Origin of the sequence: uncultured Vagococcus sp. (assembly GCF_963518325.1) — a bacterium.
Taxonomy (GTDB): domain Bacteria; phylum Bacillota; class Bacilli; order Lactobacillales; family Vagococcaceae; genus Vagococcus_D.
On the sequence record NZ_CAUQJB010000001.1, the window covers coordinates 330,791 to 355,873 of the forward strand.

The 25,083-nt window shown below is 39.1% G+C and carries 24 protein-coding genes and 1 riboswitch; of the genes, 4 read left to right on the forward strand and 20 right to left on the reverse strand.

Features of this window, described 5'->3' with window-relative positions:
* Positions 1 to 55 precede the first annotated feature (55 nt).
* Complete coding sequence (locus RWN13_RS01575) at positions 56 to 340, forward strand: hypothetical protein (protein ID WP_314059769.1); 285 nt, start codon at positions 56 to 58, stop codon at positions 338 to 340.
* A gap of 94 nt (positions 341 to 434) precedes the next feature.
* Here the strand turns inward: RWN13_RS01575 and RWN13_RS01580 are convergent, their stop codons facing one another.
* From RWN13_RS01580 to RWN13_RS01600, 5 genes are all read right to left on the reverse strand, one after another.
* On the reverse strand, positions 435 to 1,886 hold the full coding sequence (locus RWN13_RS01580) for a serine hydrolase domain-containing protein (protein ID WP_314059771.1): 1,452 nt from the start codon (positions 1,884 to 1,886) through the stop codon (positions 435 to 437).
* A 291-nt stretch (positions 1,887 to 2,177) separates the two neighbouring features.
* Positions 2,178 to 3,098: a DUF975 family protein gene (locus tag RWN13_RS01585; protein ID WP_314059773.1), complete on the reverse strand. Its 921-nt coding sequence runs from the start codon at positions 3,096 to 3,098 to the stop codon at positions 2,178 to 2,180.
* Between the two features lie 89 nt (positions 3,099 to 3,187).
* Entirely contained in the window at positions 3,188 to 4,399 is a 1,212-nt protein-coding gene (locus RWN13_RS01590; protein ID WP_314059775.1) for a chloride channel protein, read from the reverse strand.
* Between the two features lie 74 nt (positions 4,400 to 4,473).
* A riboswitch (Fluoride riboswitch) is annotated at positions 4,474 to 4,540 on the reverse strand.
* 259 nt (positions 4,541 to 4,799) lie between these two features.
* Positions 4,800 to 5,543 carry an HAD-IIB family hydrolase gene (locus RWN13_RS01595; RefSeq protein ID WP_314059777.1) on the reverse strand — a complete coding sequence of 248 codons (744 nt, stop codon included), beginning with the start codon at positions 5,541 to 5,543 and terminating at the stop codon, positions 4,800 to 4,802.
* A 113-nt stretch (positions 5,544 to 5,656) separates the two neighbouring features.
* A complete protein-coding gene (locus tag RWN13_RS01600; RefSeq protein ID WP_314059778.1) occupies positions 5,657 to 6,190 on the reverse strand; it encodes a dihydrofolate reductase family protein in 534 nt (177 codons plus the stop codon).
* A 212-nt stretch (positions 6,191 to 6,402) separates the two neighbouring features.
* Here RWN13_RS01600 and RWN13_RS01605 point away from each other — a divergent pair, with 212 nt between their 5' ends.
* Positions 6,403 to 6,948 (forward strand): TetR family transcriptional regulator, encoded by a 546-nt coding sequence (locus RWN13_RS01605; RefSeq protein WP_314059779.1) that lies wholly within the window; start codon positions 6,403 to 6,405, stop codon positions 6,946 to 6,948.
* On the opposite strand, the gene RWN13_RS01610 is transcribed toward RWN13_RS01605, so the two are convergent.
* The 3 genes from RWN13_RS01610 to RWN13_RS01620 all read right to left on the reverse strand — a co-directional run bounded on the left by RWN13_RS01610 (position 6,945) and on the right by RWN13_RS01620 (position 9,228).
* Positions 6,945 to 7,856 carry a Gfo/Idh/MocA family oxidoreductase gene (locus RWN13_RS01610; RefSeq protein ID WP_314059781.1) on the reverse strand — a complete coding sequence of 304 codons (912 nt, stop codon included), beginning with the start codon at positions 7,854 to 7,856 and terminating at the stop codon, positions 6,945 to 6,947. The two genes, RWN13_RS01605 and RWN13_RS01610, sit on opposite strands and share 4 nt — an antisense overlap.
* A 36-nt stretch (positions 7,857 to 7,892) precedes the next feature.
* The gene (locus RWN13_RS01615; RefSeq protein WP_314059784.1) at positions 7,893 to 8,387 is read right to left on the reverse strand and encodes a GNAT family N-acetyltransferase; all 495 of its coding nucleotides are present in this window, start codon (positions 8,385 to 8,387) and stop codon (positions 7,893 to 7,895) included.
* 172 nt (positions 8,388 to 8,559) lie between these two features.
* Complete coding sequence (locus RWN13_RS01620) at positions 8,560 to 9,228, reverse strand: hypothetical protein (protein WP_314059786.1); 669 nt, start codon at positions 9,226 to 9,228, stop codon at positions 8,560 to 8,562.
* A gap of 280 nt (positions 9,229 to 9,508) precedes the next feature.
* Between RWN13_RS01620 and RWN13_RS23590 the strand changes: the two genes are divergently transcribed.
* Both RWN13_RS23590 and RWN13_RS01625 read left to right on the forward strand, forming a co-directional pair.
* Positions 9,509 to 9,781 (forward strand): MBL fold metallo-hydrolase, encoded by a 273-nt coding sequence (locus RWN13_RS23590; RefSeq protein ID WP_399553622.1) that lies wholly within the window; start codon positions 9,509 to 9,511, stop codon positions 9,779 to 9,781.
* Between the two features lie 117 nt (positions 9,782 to 9,898).
* Entirely contained in the window at positions 9,899 to 10,225 is a 327-nt protein-coding gene (locus RWN13_RS01625) for a hypothetical protein (RefSeq protein ID WP_314059788.1), read from the forward strand.
* 255 nt (positions 10,226 to 10,480) lie between these two features.
* Here RWN13_RS01625 and RWN13_RS01630 read toward each other — a convergent pair whose 3' ends face one another.
* The 12 genes from RWN13_RS01630 to RWN13_RS01685 form a co-directional block, all read right to left on the reverse strand.
* Positions 10,481 to 10,618: a hypothetical protein gene (locus RWN13_RS01630; RefSeq protein WP_314059791.1), complete on the reverse strand. Its 138-nt coding sequence runs from the start codon at positions 10,616 to 10,618 to the stop codon at positions 10,481 to 10,483.
* 774 nt (positions 10,619 to 11,392) lie between these two features.
* Positions 11,393 to 11,920: a hypothetical protein gene (locus RWN13_RS01635; RefSeq protein WP_314059792.1), complete on the reverse strand. Its 528-nt coding sequence runs from the start codon at positions 11,918 to 11,920 to the stop codon at positions 11,393 to 11,395.
* A 68-nt stretch (positions 11,921 to 11,988) separates the two neighbouring features.
* Entirely contained in the window at positions 11,989 to 13,368 is a 1,380-nt protein-coding gene (locus tag RWN13_RS01640) for a pectate lyase-like adhesive domain-containing protein (protein WP_314059794.1), read from the reverse strand.
* A gap of 61 nt (positions 13,369 to 13,429) precedes the next feature.
* A complete protein-coding gene (locus RWN13_RS01645) occupies positions 13,430 to 16,567 on the reverse strand; it encodes an isopeptide-forming domain-containing fimbrial protein (protein ID WP_314059796.1) in 3,138 nt (1,045 codons plus the stop codon).
* Between the two features lie 8 nt (positions 16,568 to 16,575).
* Positions 16,576 to 17,193: a hypothetical protein gene (locus tag RWN13_RS01650; RefSeq protein WP_314059798.1), complete on the reverse strand. Its 618-nt coding sequence runs from the start codon at positions 17,191 to 17,193 to the stop codon at positions 16,576 to 16,578.
* Positions 17,194 to 17,210: 17 nt separating this feature from the next.
* On the reverse strand, positions 17,211 to 18,077 hold the full coding sequence (locus tag RWN13_RS01655) for a hypothetical protein (protein ID WP_314059801.1): 867 nt from the start codon (positions 18,075 to 18,077) through the stop codon (positions 17,211 to 17,213).
* Positions 18,078 to 18,182: 105 nt separating this feature from the next.
* A complete protein-coding gene (locus tag RWN13_RS01660) occupies positions 18,183 to 18,935 on the reverse strand; it encodes an LPXTG cell wall anchor domain-containing protein (RefSeq protein WP_314059804.1) in 753 nt (250 codons plus the stop codon).
* A gap of 7 nt (positions 18,936 to 18,942) precedes the next feature.
* The gene (locus RWN13_RS01665; RefSeq protein WP_314059806.1) at positions 18,943 to 20,178 is read right to left on the reverse strand and encodes a hypothetical protein; all 1,236 of its coding nucleotides are present in this window, start codon (positions 20,176 to 20,178) and stop codon (positions 18,943 to 18,945) included.
* Between the two features lie 74 nt (positions 20,179 to 20,252).
* Complete coding sequence (locus RWN13_RS01670; protein ID WP_314059807.1) at positions 20,253 to 20,999, reverse strand: signal peptidase I; 747 nt, start codon at positions 20,997 to 20,999, stop codon at positions 20,253 to 20,255.
* A gap of 419 nt (positions 21,000 to 21,418) precedes the next feature.
* Positions 21,419 to 23,182 carry an ATP-binding protein gene (locus RWN13_RS01675; protein WP_314059810.1) on the reverse strand — a complete coding sequence of 588 codons (1,764 nt, stop codon included), beginning with the start codon at positions 23,180 to 23,182 and terminating at the stop codon, positions 21,419 to 21,421.
* Entirely contained in the window at positions 23,175 to 23,894 is a 720-nt protein-coding gene (locus tag RWN13_RS01680) for a response regulator transcription factor (RefSeq protein ID WP_314059812.1), read from the reverse strand. Before RWN13_RS01680 ends, RWN13_RS01675 begins: the two co-directional genes overlap by 8 nt.
* A 157-nt stretch (positions 23,895 to 24,051) precedes the next feature.
* The gene (locus RWN13_RS01685; protein WP_314059814.1) at positions 24,052 to 24,939 is read right to left on the reverse strand and encodes a phosphate ABC transporter substrate-binding protein PstS family protein; all 888 of its coding nucleotides are present in this window, start codon (positions 24,937 to 24,939) and stop codon (positions 24,052 to 24,054) included.
* Between the last annotated feature and the right edge of the window lie 144 nt (positions 24,940 to 25,083).

The window sequence follows — 25,083 nt, forward strand, 5'->3', positions numbered from 1 at the left end:
CGAACATACATTCGTATAATAGAGACATCAAATACAGTCGAAACGAGGGTTTATTATGGAAACATTTACTGGTACCGTCTCAAAAATTAAAATTATCTCTTACGCTGAGCAGCCTCTTGTCCGTTTTACCTTAACCACCGATCAAGGTAAACCTATTAATTGTTTAATCCATCAAGACGCCTTGAACTTTCTTGCAGATGTCGAAGATCAATCAACCATTGCCGCATATGGTTATTTTAATCAGCGTCACCAGTTCATCTTAAGAAAATACACGGTGATTGGCCTGTCAAGTATCCAGTACTTTTATCAAAGCAGCCCCTATCCTCATGCCAAACATTAAAAATATTACATCATTTAATCCAAAAGACACCAGATGATCGCTTATCTGGTGTCTTTTGGATTAATTTAAATTTAGCTAAGGCGAGATAGACACTCTATCGTCGAACAAATATATACCATGCCACCGTAATTAATAGGAAACTAGACGAGATAAGCACTGTCACAATGCTATACGTTTCCCAAACAACTATCGTAAACCAATCTTTTCCAATGATTGCCATTATAGATACGATAACAAACGCAACGGTCAGTAGGCAAAAAATGACCATGAGCCTTTTTTTAGATAGCTTTCTACCTTTAGTTCTTGATCTGATTCGAAACCCTAAAAAAAGGAACAAGAGGGCTAGCAGACAAAAAAGAAGGGTTAATGAGGATAATATACGGTCTAAAGTTTGTGTGCCACTGATATTATATGTTTGATTTAGATCTCCCTTTAATATCTCGGTCATTTTTTTCACGACATTACCGTTTGTATTTGCTCCATTGGTCAACAAACAAACTGCTGTTCGCTCATACGGCAATAGAATAACTTCCGTTCTAAAATTAGGATTTCCACCAGAGTGTTCGATAATTGTCTGGTCAGCATTAACTAACCATCCTCCAGCGTAATAGCGGTTACCTACTGCTGAAACTGATTGATTCCCCTGCTGCGATCTCTCGACAACAGTCTGGTACTCCTCTGGAAGATCATCAATTTCTCCTAGTTGGATCCTCATCCAACGAGCCATGTCTTTTGCACTCGAAATAAGATAGCCCGCCGGTTTATTTCCATCATATTCTGGAGCATCATAGGGACTAGTCAAGAAAAAGGAGGACCGATAGCCTTGTGCTAGTTGCCCAGCTGCCTTAGCCTCTTTTTTGCAAACATAGGTATGATATAGTCCAAGTGGCCGAAATAATTGCTTTTCCATAAATTCTTCATAACTCTGTCCCGATACTTGTTGAATCACCAATCCTAGTACATCATAATTAACAGTTCCATACTCATATCTTTCACCTGGAGGAAAAGCCAATTCTTCACCTACTAGCATCTCAACTGTTTTTCTTAATAGATGTGATCCGTTACCTTGCGGGATATTTTTAGTGTGCTTGGGATTGGTTAAACCGCTAGTATGGTGAAGAAAATTATTAAGTGTCAATTCTCGTTTATCCACCATTTCTCCTTGGTAAACCAGAGTAAACCACGGTAAATAATTCGTGATAGGATCTGACATTGATAATAATCCCTGCTCTTCTAACAATAAAATTCCTGCACCTGTAAAGGCTTTACTCACTGAAGCCAATTCATATAATGTATTTTCGCTTGCGGACATTCCTGTCTCTCGATCTGCAAACCCCGAAGAAAAATAAAAAACATCCTCTTCAACAATAACGGAAAGTGACATACCAGGAACACCTGATATGGCACTAGCGTCATCCAACAACTTTTGAATTGAATCCGCTTGAGTATCTGATAATGCATAACTTCGTTGATTGAAAGACAAAAATAATAACAGTATCATTAGCACGTAAACAAAAACCTTGCTCATCATTTCACATTTGTTCAAGAGTCACACTAACCTTTCATCATTGATCCACGGTATGTTGATTCCTTTCATTATAGCAAAGCCCTACTTATAAATAAAATACTTCTTTATTGCCCACTTAGATCACATTTTGGTAAAAAAAAACCACCGCAAGCTTGGCGGTGGAAATGAAGGTTGTTATTTACTCTAGTAGGAGTAAGTATGAAAACCAATTCGGGATAACTGGCATACAAACAGTATACGCAATTAAGATAACATAATTCTGACACTTCTATGAATTAAACCTAATAGTTCCATGAGAAAAAACTCATTTTAAAAACTAGTCCACTCATCTTCTTCAGTTGACCCAAGGTCGATTTCTTCAAACTCCTCTGTTTCCCCTAAGTAACGATCTTTTGAAATATCGCGATAAAAAGCAGCTTTCGTCGCATTTTTATAAGGCTCTAAGAATAAGTAACCAATTCCTAACGTAAGGACTGACACCAATTCCCATCCAAGAAAACTTAAATCAATGTAGAATAGACGACCTTTGTTACCCTCCATCAATAATTTACTTTCAGTAATATAATTATTAGCAGATAAGCTCTGAGTATCAGTGTGCTCTGAAAGATCCTTGTAAATATAAAAGGACTGTGAATAGGCGTACCCTTTAATGATACCTGGTATAACAAACAACAACGACCATAAAGAAGTAAAGACTGAAATTAAAATTTGAACCAATAATAATGGCACAAAATCCTTGCCGTTAAACATTCTAAACTGATCATTTTTCGGTTGGATTTTACGATTTGGATTTCTGAAAACTTCCAAGAATGTAAATGAGATACCGATAGTCATAAAACTAATAACCAGTGAAAAAAGCCAGCTAAAGATCGAACTACCGTTTGGCATGAAGCTGTAGGTTGTATTCGCCCCTAGGTTATTCAAAATATCATCACTATTCACAGAATAATTGTAATCTTCGATTTCGTCAAGCTCATCGCCCCACTCATCCAAATCACTGTCATCAAAGGTATCTCCCACTTGCTGACTTCGAAAACTGCTACTATTAGACTCAAAATTAGCAAAAATAGTCACCATCGCAATTAGTGCAATAATTGTCACCACAATAACACTCCATACTGCCAATATTTTTAATAATGACGGTACAATATTCAATAACACTGCATCTTTCCAACGACCACTTAAGATTCCCTTGGCTTCTGCCTTTAACTCTGAACTTGTCTTATTCACTTGAAACTCCTCCTAAAAAAACATCTTGATTCATTTTAGCATATTTCATTAAATAACCAAACACATTTTATAAATAATCACCATTTTTCTCATAACAAGTTTGTCACTTTATCATCTTTTAGCTGGGCACTGTAAATTCCTTCTTGACCTGAAAAGAGAAAACTAATGACACAAACCACTAAAAACCAGACAGCTCCACCACTGCCAAACAGTTCAATCCCCATCACAAAACAAGCCAGTGGCGTGTTGGTTGCACCAGAAAAAACGCCAACAAACCCTAGAGCGGCCACAAAACCAATCGGTAATGCCGTCATTTGTGCCAGACTGCTGCCCAATGTTGCGCCAATTTCAAATAAAGGTGTCACCTCTCCCCCTTGAAAGCCAGCACCTAAAGAAAATACTGTGAAAACTAATTTATTGATAAAATCAAAGGTCTGTTGCTGGCCATTAAAGGCATCTGTCAACAGCGGTAAACTCAAACCTAAATAACGAGACGTCTGGAAAAAAGCTACGAGAATTAAAATCATAACACTGCCCACAACTACCCGCCATAATGGATTAGGAATAAATATTAAATAGATCTCTTTTAGCCAAACAATTGAGCGACTAAACAAACGACTGACCAGTCCAAAGATTATGGCAAATAAACAAATCAGAAAAATTAAGCGGAATGTTGTGTCTGGCACGACCCCCATCTCATAACGAGTATGCCTTACGCCCCAGAGCGTTGTCACGTGATTGGCAATCAAAGCTGTCATTAAACTGGGAACTAATCCTTTCGTTGATAATTTACCAATGGCCAACACTTCCAATGAAAAAACAGTCCCTGCAAGAGGTGTCCCGAAAACCGAACTAAATCCACCACTTATCCCACACATCATTAACAGATACCGATCAGCTTTTGTAATCTGCCATAACTTGCCGACATATTCCGCAACCACTCCCCCCATTTGAACCGCCGTTCCTTCACGGCCAACAGAACCGCCAAAAAGATGGCTGCTAATTGTTCCAAAAAGGGTCAAAGGCATCATTTGCCAAGGAACTGACTCACTTCCCCCGTTCGCCTGGTCAATCACGAGATTGTTTCCATGACAGGCTTCCCCACCAAATCGAATATAAAGCCAAGTCACGATTAACCCAGCTACAGGTAAAAACAAAATCAGCCAACTGTTCGCCTCCCTCACTTTCGTCACCACACTTAAGCTAGTTAAGAAAAAAGCCGACAGACTGCCACTGCCAATCCCAATTAATAACGTCACTCCTAACCACTTCCCACCATTTTTCAAGGTAATCCCAGTCATTCTCATTCCTCCAACAGATTATATTCATTATTAGGCACAAAAAACCACCTACTACAAAAGGACAGATTCATCCTCTTGTAGTAGGCGTCATTAATTTATTTTCATAAATAGTTAAAGGCGAACACCATCACCACGATAGTTTTTAGTGCCAACTATCTCGTATCAACTTATTGTTTTAATATAGCACAAAAACCTCTCAATGACAATTCCTGCTAAAGTAAATTCCTCATTTTTCGGCAACTACGGCAATTGTTTGACTGATTTCCGAATAGGGCTTTCCCATCACATCACTAAACTTTTTAAACAAGCTGAAGCCTCCACTAGTCAATCCCTCAAGAAGAGTTGCCTCGTCAAAAAACTGATACCAAATGTTATAAGTCGACTGTTAGTTAATCTACTTTTAAAGCCATTCTTCAATGACCGCCATAATTTGTTGAGGGTCTTCTGCCACCTTTTGATGACTGACTTCCTGAATCACCTGGCTGTCACCTACACAGACACTGTGCTTAGCCCCTTGCAACATCTCCAAATCATTGCGGTCATTACCAAAAGCGATGTAATCCTGTTTTAACAAGATCCGACCTAAGGCGCTGGCCTTATTAACACCACGACGAGTTAAATCCAGGCAATTTTCTTTCGGATAGGGAATACAATCAACGGTTAAGTGAGTGAAATCCTGAATAACTTTCGCTTCATTCTGATAATTGCTGACTAAAATTTTCAACGGTTTGGTCACTTGATCAATGGGCAAGTTAACAGCTGTCTGTAAGACGTCTACCTTTCGACGTAACTCCTCTAAGGTGGTTCCTTTAAAGGAATAATTCCAGTCCTCATCAATCATATAATCTAGCTGGTTTGTGGCAATATAATCAAAGATAAAGCTCACATCAGCTGAGTCTAAAGGATTGAGCCACTTGGCCTCTTTTTGATGGTACATCATCGTGCCGTTGCCGCCAATCAAAAAACACTGATGAAGGCTCTCAGGCAAGACCGGCAATATGTCCCGCACCGGTCTGGCTGAAGCGAAAACTAACTGATGCTCGGCTGACTGATTTATTTTTTCGTTCATTAAAGTGGTTAAATTAGTGTCAATGGTTCGGCCATCGTAACAAATCGTCCCATCTAAATCGAAAACAAAATTCATGGACTCCCTACTTTCTCTTCTCATGAAACCTAATGCTTTATTCTATGTAAGTATATCATTCATTTTCAGAAATAGTCAAAAAGAAAAGACCGTCTATTGACAGTCTTTTCTAGTTATTTCTTATAATAAGTCGTGGCAACAATCCCATTTTTCAAACGAATATTTCCTGTCCTAAGACTGACCGACTCAGGCATCTTCTGAAACAAGGAAATCCCCTGACCTAGAATAACTGGCATCGTAGATAACTGATACTCATCAATCAAGTTTTCTTCGACTAGCGGCATTACCACAGTGCTACCGCCAACAATCCAAATATTCCCGCCGTCTTCTACTTTTAACTTCTTCACCAAGTCGACAACCGATTGACTAGTGAAATGAACACTGTCAACATCTGCAGTTTCTCGAGATGTTAAAACATAAGATGTGACATCACTATAGGGATAATTCCCAGGAGACAGTTCATTCACAACCTGATCATAGGTCGTACGACCTAAAATCACCGTATCCACCTCTTGATAAAAAAATTCGTAGCTATTATCTTCCTCGACCATCTCAGTAGCTGTCTCCAACCACCCAACGCCTCCATCTTGATCCGCAATATATCCATCAATACTAGTTGCTATAAACAAAATCACCTTACGTGTCATTGAACTTCCCTCCATTAATTAACCTATCGAGTCTAGCCATTGAACCTATTAACGTCCCCATAAAAGCATGTTATACTAAACTCAACACCTTATTATAGTACGTTTCAGCAGGCAAACATAGAGACAACTTTTTACCAATAGACAGTTAGCCGACAAGTCAGTAAAACTGTCGGAGAACTCCCTCTCAAAATAACTGAATCAGGAGGTCCCCTATGGACATTCGAACCCAACGCTCAAAAACCTTTATCTGGAAAGCTTTTTTTGATTTAATGACTGAAGGAGAACCTTTTTCCCGCACGACGATTAATCAAATTTGCGAGAAAGCCATGGTTCATCGCTCAACCTTTTACAAGCACTTCGAAGATAAGTACGCCCTATTAGAGTTTGGCTTATCACAGATTTTCGCTGACTACAAGGCTATTTCAGCAATTAAAAAAGCCGAAAAACCTTTTACTTGGGCAGCTGCTTTTTTTGAGAATTCTGCTGCTCAAGTCTTGTTAAACGCTCAAAAAAAAGATGAGGTCTTTTTTGATTTACTAAAAAATTATTCCATCGCCATGATGAAAGAAGACGTTTTAACAGCCTACCAACAGATCGAAACAACGGTCAGTGTACCACTTGATTTATTGGCGGAATTTCACGTTTCAGCCATCTTCACCTTAAGCCACTGGCAAGCCAAAAACAGCCAACCCATCTCAGCAGAAGAAATGGATCGCTATTTTCAGCAATTAGTCGTCAATCAGATAAAAAAAGATTAATCCTTCTTGTAATACGCCCACAGTTGAGCAATATAATAATGTGAGGCCAAAGATGAAGCTGGGGTCACCACCTTCGACGGCTGGCCGCTTTTAACGCACTGAACAAAGGCCTCAACCAAGTGTTTAAAGCCTCGTTTGGTCAGCGTCCCCTCCCAGTCGCCAAACCCTTCAAAGGATAAATACCCCAGTTCATTTTTTGTTAGCTGATCGAGATTGGACACGCTGTAGGTTCCCCCAAGGGCTTGAATTTCCACAGTCTCCGTGTGGGCTCCAGCCTCCATATTAGTAGATGCAATCGCCGTTGTTGTGGCTGTTTCAAAAGTAATCATCGCCCGCTTTAATATCCCTTTCTCAGCCCTTAATTGGTAACGAACATCAATAATATCATCGTCCAATAAATATAAGGCCGTATCGACCACATGAATCAGCATGTCAAAAATTTCAAATTTAACTTGACCTTTCGGTTTCATGCGATTTTTTTGAGCAATAATCAGATTTTTAGCTGGCACAGCTTTCAATTGCTGGTTAAGGGGGGCAAATCGACGGTTAAAACCGGTCATTAAAATCAAGCCACGCTCTTCCGCTAATCGGTGCAAATCAGCAACTTCCTGATAGTCTTCACTCACAGGTTTGTCCACAAAAACATGGATCCCTAAAGTCAATAACTCTTCAATTAAAGCCCCATGTGTAGGAGTTGGCGTGTGAATAAAACAAGCATCTAGTCCACTGGCTAAAAAGTCCTCTTTATTCGTGTAAACAAACTGCCAGTTATGTCGATTGGCCAAATCACTCATCTTTTCTTCATCGCGAGAATAAAAATGCCACTCCACCTCTCTGCGCATATCATTCATAACTGGTACATATGCTTTTTGAGCAATATTACCTAATCCCATAACCCCAATTTTCATCTGTCATTATTCCTTTCCCACACTTGTTATCTTTGCTTATAATTGTTTTTCAAAAACATAATCAACCATTTGGAACCCTTCGCCAATATCGCTAACTAGTTCATGGCTATTCTTAAACCCACGAGCTTCATAAACCTCAATGGATTGTTGGTTATCTTGATTCACATGTAATTCAAGGATTTTTTTTCCTTTGATTACTGCCTGTTCTTCTAGCCACTTAAAGACCTGAGAAGCGTAACCATGCCCACGGTGGTTCGCCAATAGATACAGTTTACTAATAAATAACCGGTCATGGGACAACTCATATGCTGTATAGCCCACCGGTTGCCCATTAACACTTACAAAATAATAAGCTACCCCATCATTCACCTGACGTAAAATTTCCTGATAAGATTGAAATTCATTTAACATATAATCCACTTGTTCTTTCCCAATAATCGGCGTATACCATTCCCGCCAAATTTCTTGCACAAGGGGAATTAAGCTTGCTACTTGTTCTTCCCTAGTAATAGAATCTAAACTAACTGCCATTTTATCCCTCTTTCCAATTATTATAGGATATTTCTATTATATACTAGAAAAAATAAAATCAACATCTTAAAGGCAGCAAATTTTGCTAATCATACCGACAATTAGTTAGGTGCTTTTAATTCTAAGCCAGATTTCCCTAAAAAATAAAGGCCACCCAAAAAATTCCTTCCCCTTAGTCGATGACTAAATATAAAAAAACAGATTGGGGATATTCAGCTAATACCTCGGAAGAAAATGGATCCCGATTGTCATCATAAATTTTACCGCCTGTTACCCAACGCTTAAAGATATATGGTTTGTCTTGTTTGAAAGAACCTTTAGGAAAATCCTCGGTTTGTGCTGCAAGACCTCCTTCAGCTAGCTTTATTTGACTTAAATCGTAAGTCCCCGTCATTTGAGTTCCTCGATTATCCAAGTTGACACGCAGTTCGCCTAATGAGCCCTCATTAAGCGGCTGACTGACACCCCAATAAATTGCCCCATTTATCGGCCCTCTTTCTTCGTATGACAAATTGCCTACAAGATCATGCTTCTTTCGCCTATCTCCTTCAAAATAATCCACATAGACATTCATATTTTTACCAGTGGTATTAATTCCGTAACCGCCATAACTTTCAAACAAAAGCGCAAAGGGCCCTTCATCTTTTTCCAGTACTTTAATCGTGTTATTCGGGATTCCGGCTATTTTCTCCCCTTGAAAAGGGCCACGATTGGTGTAATTTAAATAACTCCCTAGAATCAACACCAACAGAACGACTATTCCAACCAGTACCACTATCGGTCGGCCACGGCTCTGACTTTCGACTATTTTTAGCTCTTTTTTGACTTGTTCTTCCTTCATAACCATCCTCATAAACCTACCTTTCCATTTTGATATTTAATTTTTTTTACCTTTTTCCTCAGATATAAGGGAAAATCATAATCGTCTTACATCGCATTTTAACCTCAATACTTATCCAGAAAGCATACGACACATGTTATGATTCTCATATATAGATTGGAAGGTGATTCAATTGAAACTAACCTTACTCTTAGAAAATACCACAGCTAACTCATTATTACAATCAAGCCACAGACTCTCATTATTGATCAGTGACCACCAGTAAAAAATATCTTATTCGATACTAGGGCCTAATCAAGCCTTTCGTCACAATGCTCAGAAAATGGGTGAATCACTAACAGAGCTGAGCGCAATCATAATCTCCCACTGTCATTCTGACCACACAGACGGTTTGCCTTACTTAGACTTAACTCAGCAGCCTCTTTACGCTGGTCCTCATGTCACTGAACCTCATTATCTTAAGCTTCTTCATTATTACAAGTATGTCGGTGTCCCCAAAACCATCATTTCCCACCTTGATGAGAGGATAACCGTCGTTAAGGAGCCCCTTTAAATTGCTGAAAAGCTGTTTCTCATCCCTTTAGGTCCAACGAATCAAACCACTGCTAACTTGTATAAAAAAACAAGGAATCACAAAAGGATAGATGACTTTGATCATGAATTGATGTTGGTGAAAGTTGCAGATAAGGGGTTGATTGTCATTACCGGATGCAGTCATCACGGCATTGTTGAGATGGCACAACTGGCCTTAGATTTGTTTCCTGGAAAAGTCATCCAGTATTTAATTGGCGGCTTTCACCTGATCGGCATCCCCTATTTAAACAATCTAGGAAAATCAAAAGAAGACATTCGCACTATTGGGACAAAACTAAAGACTATGCCAATCAATCAGATATTGTCTTGTCATTGCACTGGCAGCAAAGCATTTACCCTTTTAAAGGAGGTCTTAGAGGATACATTAACGAGTATCCAAACTGGAGATTGTCTGGCACTTTAAAATCGAGTAGGATGATATCCATTAATTGACTACCCTACCTCTCACACTACCGTACGTACCGTTCGATATGGATTGGCTCGATTCTACCGCTAACTATGTTTTAATTGATATTGTTTTGTTAAGGATAAAAGACCAAATTTCTCTAATCTTTTAGTTGTAATCGCACGACATAAAATATAGGATATGGCTACGCATGTGTAGCCTTTTCTTGTATCTGCCCACCCCAGGCTTTCTGCTTATCTATACCTAGCTTCATCAAGTTAGTGAACTTTGTTCCCGTCCTTTTCCATTGCTTCCAAATGCACATTCGCAAACGGAACCGCAAGTGACCATCTCTTTGATGATGGTTTCCTTATTTTTCACTAAGTGACGTCCTAGCTCTTCCACGGGCATTCCGTCCACTCCTTTATTGCTTTTAACCTTTTATAAGCCTGATTTAGATTCTCTTTACTTAGAATCTGATCTAATACTTTTCCTGTATACATAGTTATTACCGCCTTTTCATTCTCGTAACTGTCCTATCACCGCCACTATGCTTAGCATAGTGTGTCACTGCACCTGGTGTCTTGGGAGCAGTCCAATTGTGATGCTTGAAATGGATAAAATGGTTCAGCCCTTCGCTCTTATTAGCATTCACTAACCGTCTACACTACTATGGCATCTGCTGACTTCTCATCCCCCAGTTCTATATCACTATAGAAGTTTGAGTAGATTATGAGACCTCCCCAGTTAAGAACGTAATCTTTCACTCCATCTATCTGCCATATTTACACGACTTAATTATTCTTGTGGTCACTGGACTTTGCTTTGTTTGGCAACCTTATCCTCGAGCCTCGCCTTATATATGGTTTCTGTTCGTCAGACCAGAGATTTGCTTTAAACTTCCTTCTGATTCCACCTCACGCTGGACACCCTTGTTCTCAGCTGGGCACTTATCACTACCGGTCGTGCTAAGGACTTTCACCCATTAGATGATGTCCATGCCAGGTAAACCAAAAAAGTAGAGAAGCACCTCAAGCGCTCTCTACTTTTTTGGTTAACTCACTAGCTTACTCAGGATTTGGCGATAAATAGTGATTCTTTATTTCTTCCGATAAAGCCTTCGTTTCCTCAAGGTCTATTATGTATAACAGAATGATTTGATTGTGAGAATCTTTATCAAAAAAATCATAACTCAATCTTTTTCCGCCTAGTTTCAACATGATCCTCATTAAAAAGAACTATTTCGACTGACTGACCACCAGTGACACAAAAAAAACCTACTATGGCTTTCTCACCTGGATTTAACGGGCGACTCATCATATCAATTGCTTTTTTATAAGGCGAACCATCCAAATCTTTTTTTGTTAAAACCCCTGGATACAATGAATCGTCACTCTCGCTCGTGGCGTTTAACACTGCCACATAAGTTCCCCAGCTATTTTCGGGATAAATAACGGTCTGACTTTTATTAGTGATTTCAGCAAAAATAAAGATCCCTTCTTGACCGTCAATGCCCACTCTTGATTCAGCACTAAAAAAAGTAATCTGCAGTTCTGTTGTAACTACTTCCCCTAGCACCTCAGTTAGGTTTGTCAGGTTACTATTTAAGTCATCATGGCTCTTGATTTCACTTGATTCTTTCCTCAAGGTGTTCTGACATCCACCTAATAACAACATTAGAAACATCGCCATCATTATTTTTCTTTTTCCCATATAGTCACCTATTCTCGTTAATTGAAAAAGCCTGGAAAAATCCCAGGCTCCTTCAATAGTATCAATAATTAGCTACCTTTACCGCCTAAAAATCGAACCTTACCGTAACTATCTAATTGAAATGCCGTAGCAGTTTCTTCGTTAGGTGAAAACACTTGTCCATTGATCGCATTATCTTTTCCGTCACCTTTTAAACCAACATAAGTCGAAAACTGACCATTTGTATTAAATAATCGATCAGCTAAACGATCGTAATCACCACCCGTTTGTTCCCAAGTTTCAATCGTCTTTAAGTCAGTCCCTCGAATAAACGTTCGATCCCCAAAAAAGATGTGCTTCCCGGCCATGTGATTTGTAATTTCCAGATTTTTAGCCCCATCTATATTGAAACTAGCAAATTCGTAAATACTTTCAACAACACCCTTTTTAGAGTTGCCATCAATTAATAACTCCGAATTAACATCCATATTAATTTGAGAACCGTATTCTTGAATTTTCATGGTCGCATAATGTCCGCCACCACGACCATTTACGGTCATTTTGCTTTTTTGAGCCAAATTTAAAGATGGAATATTTTTATAATCAGCTCTTGGGATAAACTGAAAACCAACGCCAGCTGCATCAATATCTAGTTTAGCACCTTGACCAAGGTTTACCTGGTACACCTTGTCATAAAAAGCTGGGTAATAATAGTTAACATCACTTTGAGGTGAGATGACAATACTGATTTTAGCATTTGCCCCGATATCCACTTTCCCTGTTGCTTGACCATCAACTAATCGACCATTAAAATAAAAGGCAGAGAATTGACCATGATCCTTCATAGCAGCTTGACCATTGTATACTGTTCCCGGCGTGAATTCCAATTGATGCACCCAAGCATTTTCTGCTCGAGTAGCAATCGTATTAACACCATCAAAGGTCAACTTTCCTTCAGATAGATGGACAAAACGGTCCCCATCATACTCAACATCTTTAGCATAAACATCCCAGCCGTAGCTCGAGGGACCATTACCCGCACCACCTGTGAAAAATCGACCGGCAACTTGAGCTGCTGTAATTTTCATGTCAACAATTGAAAAAAGATTATTTTCACCTGCATTTACCTTGGCTAATGTGCTTTGTTTCCCGTTAATAGCAAAGGCTTTTGAATCCACGACATGACCTTCGGCTTTATTACCATATAATATAATGTCTCTTGCTGGGACATCTCCAATATTTTTACGGAAAGCAAAACTCCCCTTAATGCTGATTTCTGTCACATTAACGTTAGCTAACGCCACTTCAAACTCTTGAATTGTACGCACCTCGACCGCTCCAGAAACAACTTCTGCAGCTACAATTCTTGGCATGAATCCCATTTCTGGAATTGGAACGCTCATAACCCCCACTGTCACAACTCCTAGTACAGCACTTTTAAAGATATAGTTAACTACTTGCTTTTTCATATAATTACCCTCTTTCTATTTTAGGCGGAACTTTCCAAGTATCCGCCTTGACCCAATTTGTTTATCTGTTTAATTCAATCCCTTGAGAAAAATCATTCAACAGATAATCCCAATTATAAAAAGGGACAGTCTGATGATGATAATTGACACTCGGTTGCAATACGATAGTGAGATAATGGTTATTACCTGAAAGGGGTGCTTTTGGGACGCCAACTTGTAAATCAGCTAACACTTGATCTGGTTGCTCACTAATTAGATATCCCAGGTAATCATGCATTTCTGGTAAAACGGCATGAATTTCGATACTCTCGGAAAAAGCCAACGGCAAAAATTCAATTGCTGTATAACCCCTTTGGTTTATATCCTCCACTGATACCACCCGTTTATTGATGGTTGCCAGAACTTCATCTTGTGAATTAAGTGAATGTAGGCTAAAATAACCAGCCTGTTTACCTATTGGTTTTACTAAACCATCATTAGTGGCTTGAATAACCTGTCGCAGATGAACGGTCATCGATAAATAATTTAGAACACTGGCTTGAGCCTGAATTTCTTGAGGCTCTTCCTGCCCTTCAATTTGACCAATCCCTTTAGCAATGACCGTATTCTCTACGATACCAGTGGCGCTCTGGTTAACCTTCGCCTTAAAGGTAACAATCAATTCATTCCCACCTGATAAAGCTTGTGGCTTGGATAATGTCAAGATAGAATGAGTTGTTTCATCCCAGACAATCGTATTTGGATCAACTGCACCAGAAGTAATGGCACTACCTGAAATCGTCATAGAATCAGGAATCAAGTCCAATGAACTCGCTAATTTGTCATTAAACACAACCTCGCTCAATAAGGTCGTTGGCTCCCTACTACTATTAGCGACCTTAATCTGATAGGTTAATAGCTGACCAATTGTTATTCGCTCTTCATTAATCTCTCGACCCTCTTCATTAAAAACCGATTTCTCTAAGTTTAAGGTTCCCATTGGCCGAATTAAAGGATCGATTATAACTAAGCGATTCGTTTCAAAGTTCACCCTTACTCCCTCAAGATTAGGAGCTTTGCCATAGCCATTTGGTACAACAGTCTCAACTAACTGATAGTCCGTGCCGCCTGGTAACTCTTTTGACAACCACTTACCATCACTACCTGTTGTTCCACCGTCTACCTTTTCCCCTTTACTATCTCTGATTTCAAAAGTTGCCCCTGCCAGTAATGGCCCCGTCAAACTTTCACCGCGTTTTTCAATTTCAACCTGGCCTTTTAAATCCATTCGGCCAATTGTTGCCTCAACTGGCTGGCCATAGTCTGGTCGACTGCTATAATCAGACGCTGAAAAATCTACGTCTACCATTTTCAGCGTAGCTGAATTAGCGAATTTCAATTGATTTTTTTCTTTATCCAAATACTCATCTGTTAAATAATCTTGGGTTTCATCCAAGGTAGTTGAAACTGAAATCGTATAAGCATTTTGATAGAAATCCGATAGTTTCAAATACTCTTTATGAGCACTAACAATCAACTTATCTTTACCATCTGTCCTTGTCACTTGGATATCCCAAATCCTAACGTCGCTGCCAGAAAGTCTAAACGTATTGTTCGTAACCTCTTGTCCGTAAGCATCTTCAATCGATATCGATTGTTTGTTTACCCTTAAAACAGTCGGAAATTCATCTTCGATAATAAACTGAGGCTCACCATTTTTGACATAACGAGGCGCCACATCTTGACGAATGGTCCAATCAATTTGTTTATCCGACGTGTCTTGATCCGCTTTTTTTATCGGGCTGGTAAACTTAATAGGTCCTAATGTTTGAGGGAAAAAGCCCACCGTACTTCCATAAGTACTTCCAACCATTTCATAGTACCTGGCTTTGTCAGGTAACTGGTTAAGCGGATCGTTTAACAAGGTCTTAAAGACCGCATTGCTGGATTTAGGACTAAAGCCGTGAACCTCATAATCGTCATAATAACTAGCGTTAAAATTAATATTAAAACTTTTTGTTTCCCCATAAGTAAATGAAAACCAATTTCCTCTTGCAGTCGCTTTAGTATTGGCATGATTAAAGCGATTGATATACAAATAGCCACTGTTTTCTTCATTTGCCGGTTCCACTGAATAGGTTAATTCATTAAAATTCATATTATTTCGATTATCGTAGCCTACAGCCAAGGGAAATCGATAAGCAAAATAATCGTAATATTGTTGTTTTTCCTTTTGCTCGCCACTAATGGGTGCAAATAAATCAATTGATTCCCATTCTGGTTGCCATTCTTCATCTCCTTTTTGTGTCTTTAATGTATAAATTCGATTGATATTCGCATCGTTGCTAATACCAATACTCTCATTAAAGTCAAAATCCACGAAAGTCAGAAACCCTTGAATCGCAATTGGCTCAGATTCTCCTGGTAAATGAATGTTACTCCCTAAGGAGACTAATGGATTATAATCACTCGGATGCTCATAAAAGGTATAATTTATTTCTACATACCCTGGTTTTGCCGATTTAGTATAAGTTGATGCCCCTGTCTCAGACACAGACATCGCTGAATCTGGATTTATATCGTCGGGATCACTATCAGCATTTTGGCTACCTGTCCCAATCATCACGCCGCGAGCCAAATTTTGACCTGGGTATTTTTCCATAGTCACTTCTGCAATAGATACCACAGTCATTTTGACGTCTACTTGTTTGCCTCGGTAAGTTCCCATATTTGTGAAAATAATCGAATTCTCAACTGATTGACCATTGGATATCATATTTCCTAAAGTAAAACTCTCTGAACTATTCCGAGTCACATATGGTTCCCCACCGCTTCTCGTCACAATCGCTTGGCTTCCTCCATCTTCAGCATTAGCATTATTCCAACTTGGTGAAAAGCCGTACTCACCAGGAATTACTTGTTCATCCGCAATTTTACCAATAACTGGTGGAGCCAGGCTGTCCCCGCTAATACGTTTTGGCATTAATGTCATATGATATGGCAAGTCTGGATTATCCACTGTAGGTAGGCTACTTTTATTGATCGCATCAACTAATAAGCCATGATCTTGCTTGGTCTCATCGTACTCTACAATATGATCACCTATTATGTTAGGTAGAGCGCCCTTCAGCTGTCCCCACTTTTGATTAACAATAAAGCTAGACAGGACCACAAGTAAACACGCCAAGAAAAATATTCTACCTTTATTATGTTTTTTCATATGTCCTCCTAATTTTTATCGATTAACATTCCTAATAACATGTCAATGCTAATCTGGGCAGCTTCAGTAGGTTCAGCCAATGCCGTCAGCCCCCACCATGCTTGACGATACTGTCTTTCAGCCGCCGTGATAGTCTCACTTTTTAATTGAATTGTTAGTTTGGCATCTTGATAGCTTTGACTTAACAGAATGTTATTTCCTATGGTAACCCGAGTAAAGACAGGTGGTGTAATTTCCCCCTTAGACAGTTTTCCCAAATAATAATAATAGCCATCATTCCCTGAAATCCACTTTGGATTTAAATCAATGTCAATTTCGCTTCCAATTGTCCCTGCCAGTGAAAAGCCTTCATCAGTAGTAATCTCGGGAAAAACCATCACTCGTACAAATAGATTCAGATTACCAGTATTTTTAACAGTCACTTCTTTAGGATAGTCTACCTGACTGACTAGTTCTTGACTATCATCAAAAGTCTCCTTGAGCTCTCCTTTTAAATGGCCAATTGTCAGTCGATTCAACACACTGTCATCCTTTTTCAATGCACCATAAACTAAAGTACCTGCTACCGAACACAACAAAAGTACCAAGAGACCGATAATCACTGGCTTATTCTTTATTCCTTTCATTTAATCACCGCACCTTTCTATTTATTACTAAAATTAGGATCATTGGCAAACATGGTCAACACTGCTGAACTACTCCCCCAACTAGTTAACCCGTCTCTTGTTGGCGCGACGCCATAAGCTTCCACATCTATATAATACAACCCATGTTTAAATTGATTGGACAACTCACTGCTCATTTGCGTCACAGCTTGTAATAACTCAATTTCAGTGGTTTCTCCCCCTGCTAAGACTTTCGAATAATAAAAATACCCATCTTCGTAATACCAGGCAGGTGTATCTACTGTCCCCTGATCAAGAGGCTTGACGCTTGGGTGGAATTGCAATGCCACGCCTTCTAACGCTGAAGGTCGCTCCCCCTCACTATATAAATACGTGTGTTCCTTAATTAGTGAGCTCGCGATATAATACTGAGGCTGACCATCTTCGCTTAAACCCGAATCGTAAATGCCTCCTTCAATCCATAAATTTGGATGTTGATCCGTTATTTCTTGATCCCCATTTTTCTTCCCTCTTAATTTAAGGTTACCATTTCCTTGACCTTGTCCATTACTTAAATCAATCACAAAAGACAAGAAAGATTCCTTTAATTTTACTCGCACAATAGCTGAACGAGTGGCACTATTTCTCACCTTGATCTCTTTTTGCACCTGACTCCCATAAAAGATCACACTATTCTGTTCAAATTTTTCTTTAACCTGTACCGCAATCGCTTCGGGATTTGCCTGCATATGATTTTTTACCCACTCGGCATAGCTTGACCAGGCAAAAGTCGCCTGTAACAGAACAATCATCGTAAAGATAATCATAAAGCTCCCCCAAAATTGACGATTGTCCTTAAAAAAAGTTTGTTTGGTTGATAGCCTTCTTTGCTTTTTCTTTTTCACACATATCCCCCCTGCTTGAATTAATTTCATAAAGAAATGTTTGATGGCAAGACACTTACTTATGAAATCAATTCAAGCTTTAGCTTTCTAAAGCTTGAACTAATTTCATTCCCTCATTAAACCACGTTTTTTATACACACTCAGAGACAATAAAATAATCAGCAAACCGATAATCATCCCGATGATCACGAAAGCCAGTTCCTCACCAGTTTGTGGCAACTTCTCCGCTAACCCAGGTGGAAGTTTTGTCCACGGTCCGGTTGGCTTAGTTTTCGGTAACTCTTTTGTTTCGTCACGGTTCACATAAAATACCCAATAGAAATCAACCTCACTGATTTCCTGCCAATCCTCTTTTGGCAGATCATTTCTAACCTTAAAATCTGCATTTAAATGGCCAATTTTCCCCGTGCTATATTCTCCTAAAACAAAAGGTGTATTTTTATTACGTTTGTTATCTTTACCAGTCCCATCCATCAGGCCTTCATAAATAACCTTACCATCTAGAGTTAATCTCACGTCAATTGCCCGCAATAAATTAACCTTACCTACCGACTTGGGGACATAATCTTTGTTATCTTGATTCATGATCAGTTTAACAGTCAGTGGTCCATCCTCTTGAGAATAGTTACTCATAATAATTTCTTTAGCGAAGGTCGCCCCTGGCTCAACCTGATTGTATTCGATAAAATATTTTCCATCTGATTTTGCAGTGAAGCCCCCATCGTCTCCAATAAGAAAACCAGAAGGAAGGGATTCCGCAAATGATCTGTTAGAAAAACCAAACAGCAATAACCACGCCATTAAAACAACTAAACTTGCGACTTTTTTTACCAGCGCTCCCACTCCTTCCAGTGTCATTACTTACTTATTCAACAATAGTCACTTTAGCTGTAAAGTATTTAATCAGAGCGGCTTCGTTTGCTTTTCCAGCATCCAAGCCCCAACCAAATCCGTTAGATTCCCAAATTTTACCATCCTTATCAGGTGTTGGCGTTACCCCACTGGCAAAACTACCACCATTTGAGGCCTCCGTTAAGGCGCTTAAAGCAGCCGGAATGGCTTCCATTCCAAGATACAAATCGTAACTAGCAATGTTGAATTTTTGATTATTTGCTGGGAAAGTTATCGCTTCTAATACTGCATTTGTCGTTGTTGAACTAGAAACTAAGGTATCTAGATAATAAAAATAACCAGACTCTTCATCATAAAACCATTTCTCACCTTTAATGTTTGTTAAATCCGTCGTGACACTAGTCATAGTAAAGTTGATATCGCCGTCAATTAATGATTGGCTGTAATTAGCAGCAGTTTGCGATGGTGATGATGCTGGCGTACTGACAAAAACATTTTGTCCAGCCCAGTCGGCATCAGTCTTCGTTCCTAAAACAGCCCCAAATCCCCAATAAGCAAGAGGGTCCGTTCCATGTGTCGTTTCCACATTCCATTTACCAGTTGCCGCTTTTTTAAGAATGACACCAGACATTTTTTGTGCCACAACTGCCTCTTTTGTTCCTGTGACAAAACTGCCAGAAATAACTGGCACATTTGGAATTTTTGTGTCTTCAAAAACAAATCCCTCAGGCCATTGACTGGCGTTCATTTTAATTTCTCTGAAGATAACGGCTTTATCATCGTTGACATACAATCTAATATCGCTTGGTGCTACAACATCGTCGATAGTCAAATCTGTAGATTTATCGGTCCATTGAGATCCCGTTTTTGTGAATTCAGCAGCATTAAAAATAATTGGAAATCCAGCAGCATCCGTTGTACTGTAACCAGCGGCTGCCGTTGCAGTATCTTCTAAGTTATGCAACATTTCCTCAAATGATACACGGACAAGTGCGTCGGTGCTTGTTGAGTTCGTAACATTTACTTTTTTCGTCAACGTCCCACCGACTCCAATTTCAGTATCTGGAAACTCCTCGACAATCGACACACGGCCGTCTTCAAATCCCTTCGATTGCATGTGGTTTTTCACCCATTCAGTATAAGATGTCCAGGCAAATGTTCCCATAATAAGTGTTAGCAGGGCTAAAGCGGTTAAGATCAGCGCTACCTTTTTCTTTTTATTTTGTTTAAATTTTTTTCCAGTTCTCATTATTTCCTCCTTGTGTTACCACTATTTTATGTTAACTTGTACGGTTAGATACAAGTAGACATCCTACTAGATGTTTACAGTGACAGGTAATACCTTAACGTCATCAATGATGTGAATAAGACCACAAAGAAAATGGTTACAACTACCAGGTTCTCTCTAATGAAATTCAATCCTAAGCCCACATTGGGAATCGAATAAATCACTTTCCCAACAACTTGATCACCTTGAATCGGAATGTCCGATCCCGTATTAGCATCCCCTTGAGTCTTAATAAATGCTTCTTTCTCATCTTTTTTACCTTCATCAATGTCGATAATTCTATGAGTCAAATACGCATCTGTATTTTTTCTCGACGGATAAAAAGTGATAATATCATCCTTCTTTAACTTCGATGGTATCTCTCGTTCTAATATAATAATAGCTCCCCGACTAAAACCATCCGTAAAAGCCACACCTTTAGTTGGTGCCATTGAATTTGTTAAGACTGTCATAAAACGATAACCAAAAAAATCTTTTTTAGGGTTGTCATTAAAATTGAAAAAAATTGCACCTATAAATAGTACCAGCAATGCGCCATAAAACAATAAATTACTTATCATAGAAAAAACTGGCTTACTTTCAACTTGTTCATCACTCCTCTTTTTTATAATCTGAGAGGCAGTTTTCGACTGTTTCCTTTTTTTCTTGTTGCCTTTCTTTTTTCCCTTGGGCAACGTCGACTTTGTTGAATGGCGATCTGTTTTTCGTTTACGTTTTGTTTTAATCTTCTTTGGACAGTCTGTTTTCACTACCAACGGATCTTTTTCGTCCATTTTCCCCATTTATTGACCACCCTACTTTTACTAACTAACATGCTATGCCTTATAAATGATAATCATTTAGCAAAGACATCAAGTTCTAAATATCACCATATCACTATTTTTTATCTAATCAACTCCTTTTTTCACTATTTATCTGCATAAATTTTATAAAATTATTCATTAACTACTCCTGAAAAATAAATTAATAGGAAATTAGCAAGGTCCTCCAGAGAGGTTCACCTTTAGATTACCTTAAGGACCACCTTTATTTATGAACAAAAAAAAAGATCTTTTTTTTATAAAAAATTCTTATCAAGACGGTTCATAATAGATAGTTAAAACGAAAAAGCGCTGATCATTTCAGGTTTTTACTGCCTTGTCATGTTAGTTAACCTAAAAAAGCAGTGCCCCCTCCATAAGGAGGAGGCACTGCTTTCACTTTATTTAAATGGAAAATTAACACTAACTTTAGTCCCTTCGCCTAAGGAGCTCTCCAATTTAATTTGCCCTTTCAATAATTTGGCGTAATGACTGACGATCGATAGACCTAAGCCAGAGCCACCAATATTTCGCTGACGTGATTTACTGACTCGGTAAAAACGTTCAAAAATGCGACTCTGATCCTCTTCAGAAATCCCCACACCTGTATCCATCACACTAAAAATCAATTCCTGATCTTTAGTCCGCAAGCTGATGTGAATTTTCCCTTGATTTTCGGTATAATCCACGGCATTTTCCAGTAAATTTTTAACGACGGGTTGAAAATAATCTGATGGGACTTCTTTATTGGTCACATCGTCCAAGCCTAAGGTCACCTTTAATTCTTTGGACTCAATCTTACTTTGATACCGTGCCATTTCCTCTTCAATAATGCTGACTGGGGATACAAAGGCAATGTCTTTCTCGGCCAGACTGGTTTCTGTCCGCAACAGCAACAAAATATTTTGAATTAAGCCATATAGGCGGTTAGCCTCAGATTGAATGATTTCCAAAAAGTCCTTGGCGACTTCTTTCTCGTTTAACGCGCCGTCTAGCAAGGTCTCTGTAAACCCAATAATTGAGGTAGTTGGAGTCTTTAATTCATGGGAGATATTGCTGATAAAATCTTGATGAATCAGCTCCATTTGTCGAATATCGGTTATATCATAGACAATTCCAACATACTCTTTTTGTTTTTGATTATCTGGCTGTAAAATTCGCAAGACGACATTTAAATCCTTTTCCAGAGGGGTTTGCAAGTGTATTTCCGCCTGCAATTCCTGTCCCTCTTGTTTGACCCGCTCAACCAGTTTCTGCATCTCCTCATCGCTAAACCAAAGCTGATACGAGATTCCATTTGCCAGTGGCTCATGGGGATTAAACAACTGATGCATCGTTGGGTTGGCAGAGACGATTTCCAAATCACTATTCATAATGAACACTCCAATATTCAAGCTTTCCAAAAGAAATTGCAGCTTTTCTTCGTTAAAGAGTTGTTGATAATAGAGTTGATTGGTCTCTCGCATCAAGCGATTGACCGATTGATAGAGTTGATTCCATTCTGCCGAACTTGTATCCAGTTCCTGTTTTTTTTCTGGATGGTCAATGGCTTCTTGTAAGGCTGGTAAGACGAAACGCAGAGGCTCGTTAGTTTGCCGAATAAAATAAAACAATAAAAACATAATAGCCCCAACTAAGATAATAAATACCACTGAAATCACTTGTTGGAACTGGCGAATACTGTCGGAAAAGCCAGTGTATTTTTCTGACAACCGCAGCACACCAATTAATTCGCCATTACGATAGATTGGCTTTGCCACATACAATAGTTTTTCCCCAATGGTTTTACTTTCCCGCAAAGCGGAGCCTTGTGAAGCTTTGCCAGATAAAACAGCTTGAACTTCAGGTCGTTTGCTGCGAGTGCCGATGGCCTCCTTCTCATGGGAAGAATCGTAAATGATCAAGCCACCTTTACTAAGCAAGGTTAAACGCTCATTTTTACCAATCAAATAAGCTAAGTCATCCTCTTTTCCAAAGGCTTGCAAGTCGCTCTTTTCTTTCAACATAAGAGCAATCATCAAATCGATTTCATTGGCTAGTTTAGTCGTTTGCTGACTGATAATTTCCCGATTAAAAAAACGATTAGTAAAAATTGCCCCCCCTAAACAGAGGGCAATAAAACTAATCACAATGACTATTTTTTTGAAATGTTGAGGTTTATTCATTGGCTGTCGGCTCCTGAAATTTGTAACCAAACCCACGAATAGTGATTAAATAATTAGGGTTCTTAGGATCATCTTCGATTTTTTCCCGTAAATGACTGACGTGAATGTCAACGGTTCGCGAATTATTGTATAACTCATCTTGCCAGACACGTTGGATCAAGGTGTCTCGGTCAATCACACGGTTCTTTCGTTCCATGAAATAGACGAGTAATTCAAATTCTTTTTTCGTTAAGGTCAGCTCTTGTCCGGCTTTGCTCACCACATATTGCTGAGGATAGGCCAGCAGCAAGCCAACTTCCACTTTCTCATTGACCAGCTCGCTCTCTTCGGGGGGCGTTGAAGGAGCTGGTGTCATGCGACGGTAAACCGCCCGCATTCGTGCCAGTAATTCACGTGGACTAAAGGGTTTGGTTAAATAATCATCTGCACCAATTTCCAAGCCGATGATTTTATCGACTACTTCATCCTTGGCCGTCAGCATTAAGATGGGGGTCTCGATATGTTGTTGGCGTAGTTTTTTAGTGACTTCAAAACCATCTAACTTGGGCAACATCAAGTCCAGGACAATAAAGTCAAAGTCTTGATTTGTTGCCATTTCCACAGCTTGTTGACCATCAAAGGCAACCTCAACTTCCAATCCTTCTTTCTCCAAATTATACTTCAGGAGCGTGGTAATCGAAGGTTCGTCATCTACAACTAAAATTTTCTTCATTCAAGGCTTTCCTTTCATCAACTATTTCGCTGATATAGTTATCGTCCAGTACGTTTACCACCTAGTGATTGGTTATTGCTAAAATGACCTTTCGACACAATCACTATTCTTCGATTTTTATTATAACACAGGGCCTCTTATTCGCTTACTAAAAGACTTATTTCACCACCCCGTCTAATCCACGCTCTACTTTCATAGATGTAATTGGGATGTAATTTAATTGCTCCACCACATTCTTTTGAACATCATCTGTTAAAATATACTCGATAAAGGCTGTGACTTCTTTTGGAGCGTCTTTAGCCGTATACATGTGCTCATAAGACCAAATTTTCCAAGAGTTATCAGCAACATTTTCCGGTGTAGGTTTAACATCGTCCACAGATAAGCCTAGAAGACCTTCATCAATGTATGAGAATGCTAGGTAACTAATGGCACCTGGTGTTTCCGCCACAATTTTGCGAACTGTACCTGATGAATCTTGTTCTTGAGAGCTAACAGGTTGTTTGCCATCCATCGCCCATTTTTCAAAGGTTGCACGAGTTCCACTACCTGCCGCTCGGTTAACGACTAAAATTTCTTGATCTTTGCCGCCTACTTCTTTCCAGTTCTTAATTTTCCCAGTAAAGATATCTACTAATTGAGCTGAGGTTATATTGGTTACGCCAACCTCTTTATTGGCGACTGGTGCAATACCAACTACGGCAATTTGATGATCAGTTAAGGCATCCGCATCGATTCCGTCTTTTTCTTCAGCATAAATATCTGAATTACCGATTTCCACCGCTCCAGTTGAGACTTGACTCAAGCCAGTACCACTACCGCCTCCTTGAACTTCAATTGAATAATTAGGATTATCTGTTTGATAAATGTCAGCAATATTTTCAACTAAGGGTTGTAAGGCTGTTGAACCGACTGCTGTTATTTCAACTTTCTTTGAGCTTGTGCTACTCGCTGAGCTGTCGCTGGATTTGGTAGCAGATGACCCACAACCTGCTGCAATAAGTAAAACACCGCTAAATAAAATGGTTAAAGCTATTTTTTTCATATTTTTTTCTCCTTCAACATTTGAGTTATTAGTCCCAGTAATTGGCGACGTTTCTCTATCTTTTATCTTTTTTGTTACATCTGGTAACACACTTAGAATAACAACTTATTGTAAAGGGAATTCACGGTTAATTGTAAAATTGAT

Excerpts from the sequence above, each read along its gene's own strand:
- RWN13_RS01575 (WP_314059769.1), top strand. The coding sequence starts at position 56 with ATGGAAACATTTACTGGTACCGTCTCAAAAATTAAAATTATCTCTTAC.
- RWN13_RS01590 (WP_314059775.1), bottom strand. The coding sequence starts at position 4,399 with ATGACTGGGATTACCTTGAAAAATGGTGGGAAGTGGTTAGGAGTGACG.
- RWN13_RS01595 (WP_314059777.1), bottom strand. The coding sequence starts at position 5,543 with ATGAATTTTGTTTTCGATTTAGATGGGACGATTTGTTACGATGGCCGA.
- RWN13_RS01600 (WP_314059778.1), bottom strand. The coding sequence starts at position 6,190 with ATGACACGTAAGGTGATTTTGTTTATAGCAACTAGTATTGATGGATAT.
- RWN13_RS01605 (WP_314059779.1), top strand. The coding sequence starts at position 6,403 with ATGGACATTCGAACCCAACGCTCAAAAACCTTTATCTGGAAAGCTTTT.
- RWN13_RS01610 (WP_314059781.1), bottom strand. The coding sequence starts at position 7,856 with ATGAAAATTGGGGTTATGGGATTAGGTAATATTGCTCAAAAAGCATAT.
- RWN13_RS01615 (WP_314059784.1), bottom strand. The coding sequence starts at position 8,387 with ATGGCAGTTAGTTTAGATTCTATTACTAGGGAAGAACAAGTAGCAAGC.
- RWN13_RS01620 (WP_314059786.1), bottom strand. The coding sequence starts at position 9,228 with ATGAAGGAAGAACAAGTCAAAAAAGAGCTAAAAATAGTCGAAAGTCAG.
- RWN13_RS01630 (WP_314059791.1), bottom strand. The coding sequence starts at position 10,618 with ATGCCCGTGGAAGAGCTAGGACGTCACTTAGTGAAAAATAAGGAAACC.
- RWN13_RS01635 (WP_314059792.1), bottom strand. The coding sequence starts at position 11,920 with ATGGGAAAAAGAAAAATAATGATGGCGATGTTTCTAATGTTGTTATTA.
- RWN13_RS01640 (WP_314059794.1), bottom strand. The coding sequence starts at position 13,368 with ATGAAAAAGCAAGTAGTTAACTATATCTTTAAAAGTGCTGTACTAGGA.
- RWN13_RS01645 (WP_314059796.1), bottom strand. The coding sequence starts at position 16,567 with ATGAAAAAACATAATAAAGGTAGAATATTTTTCTTGGCGTGTTTACTT.
- RWN13_RS01650 (WP_314059798.1), bottom strand. The coding sequence starts at position 17,193 with ATGAAAGGAATAAAGAATAAGCCAGTGATTATCGGTCTCTTGGTACTT.
- RWN13_RS01660 (WP_314059804.1), bottom strand. The coding sequence starts at position 18,935 with ATGACACTGGAAGGAGTGGGAGCGCTGGTAAAAAAAGTCGCAAGTTTA.
- RWN13_RS01665 (WP_314059806.1), bottom strand. The coding sequence starts at position 20,178 with ATGAGAACTGGAAAAAAATTTAAACAAAATAAAAAGAAAAAGGTAGCG.
- RWN13_RS01670 (WP_314059807.1), bottom strand. The coding sequence starts at position 20,999 with ATGGGGAAAATGGACGAAAAAGATCCGTTGGTAGTGAAAACAGACTGT.
- RWN13_RS01675 (WP_314059810.1), bottom strand. The coding sequence starts at position 23,182 with ATGAATAAACCTCAACATTTCAAAAAAATAGTCATTGTGATTAGTTTT.
- RWN13_RS01680 (WP_314059812.1), bottom strand. The coding sequence starts at position 23,894 with ATGAAGAAAATTTTAGTTGTAGATGACGAACCTTCGATTACCACGCTC.
- RWN13_RS01685 (WP_314059814.1), bottom strand. The coding sequence starts at position 24,939 with ATGAAAAAAATAGCTTTAACCATTTTATTTAGCGGTGTTTTACTTATT.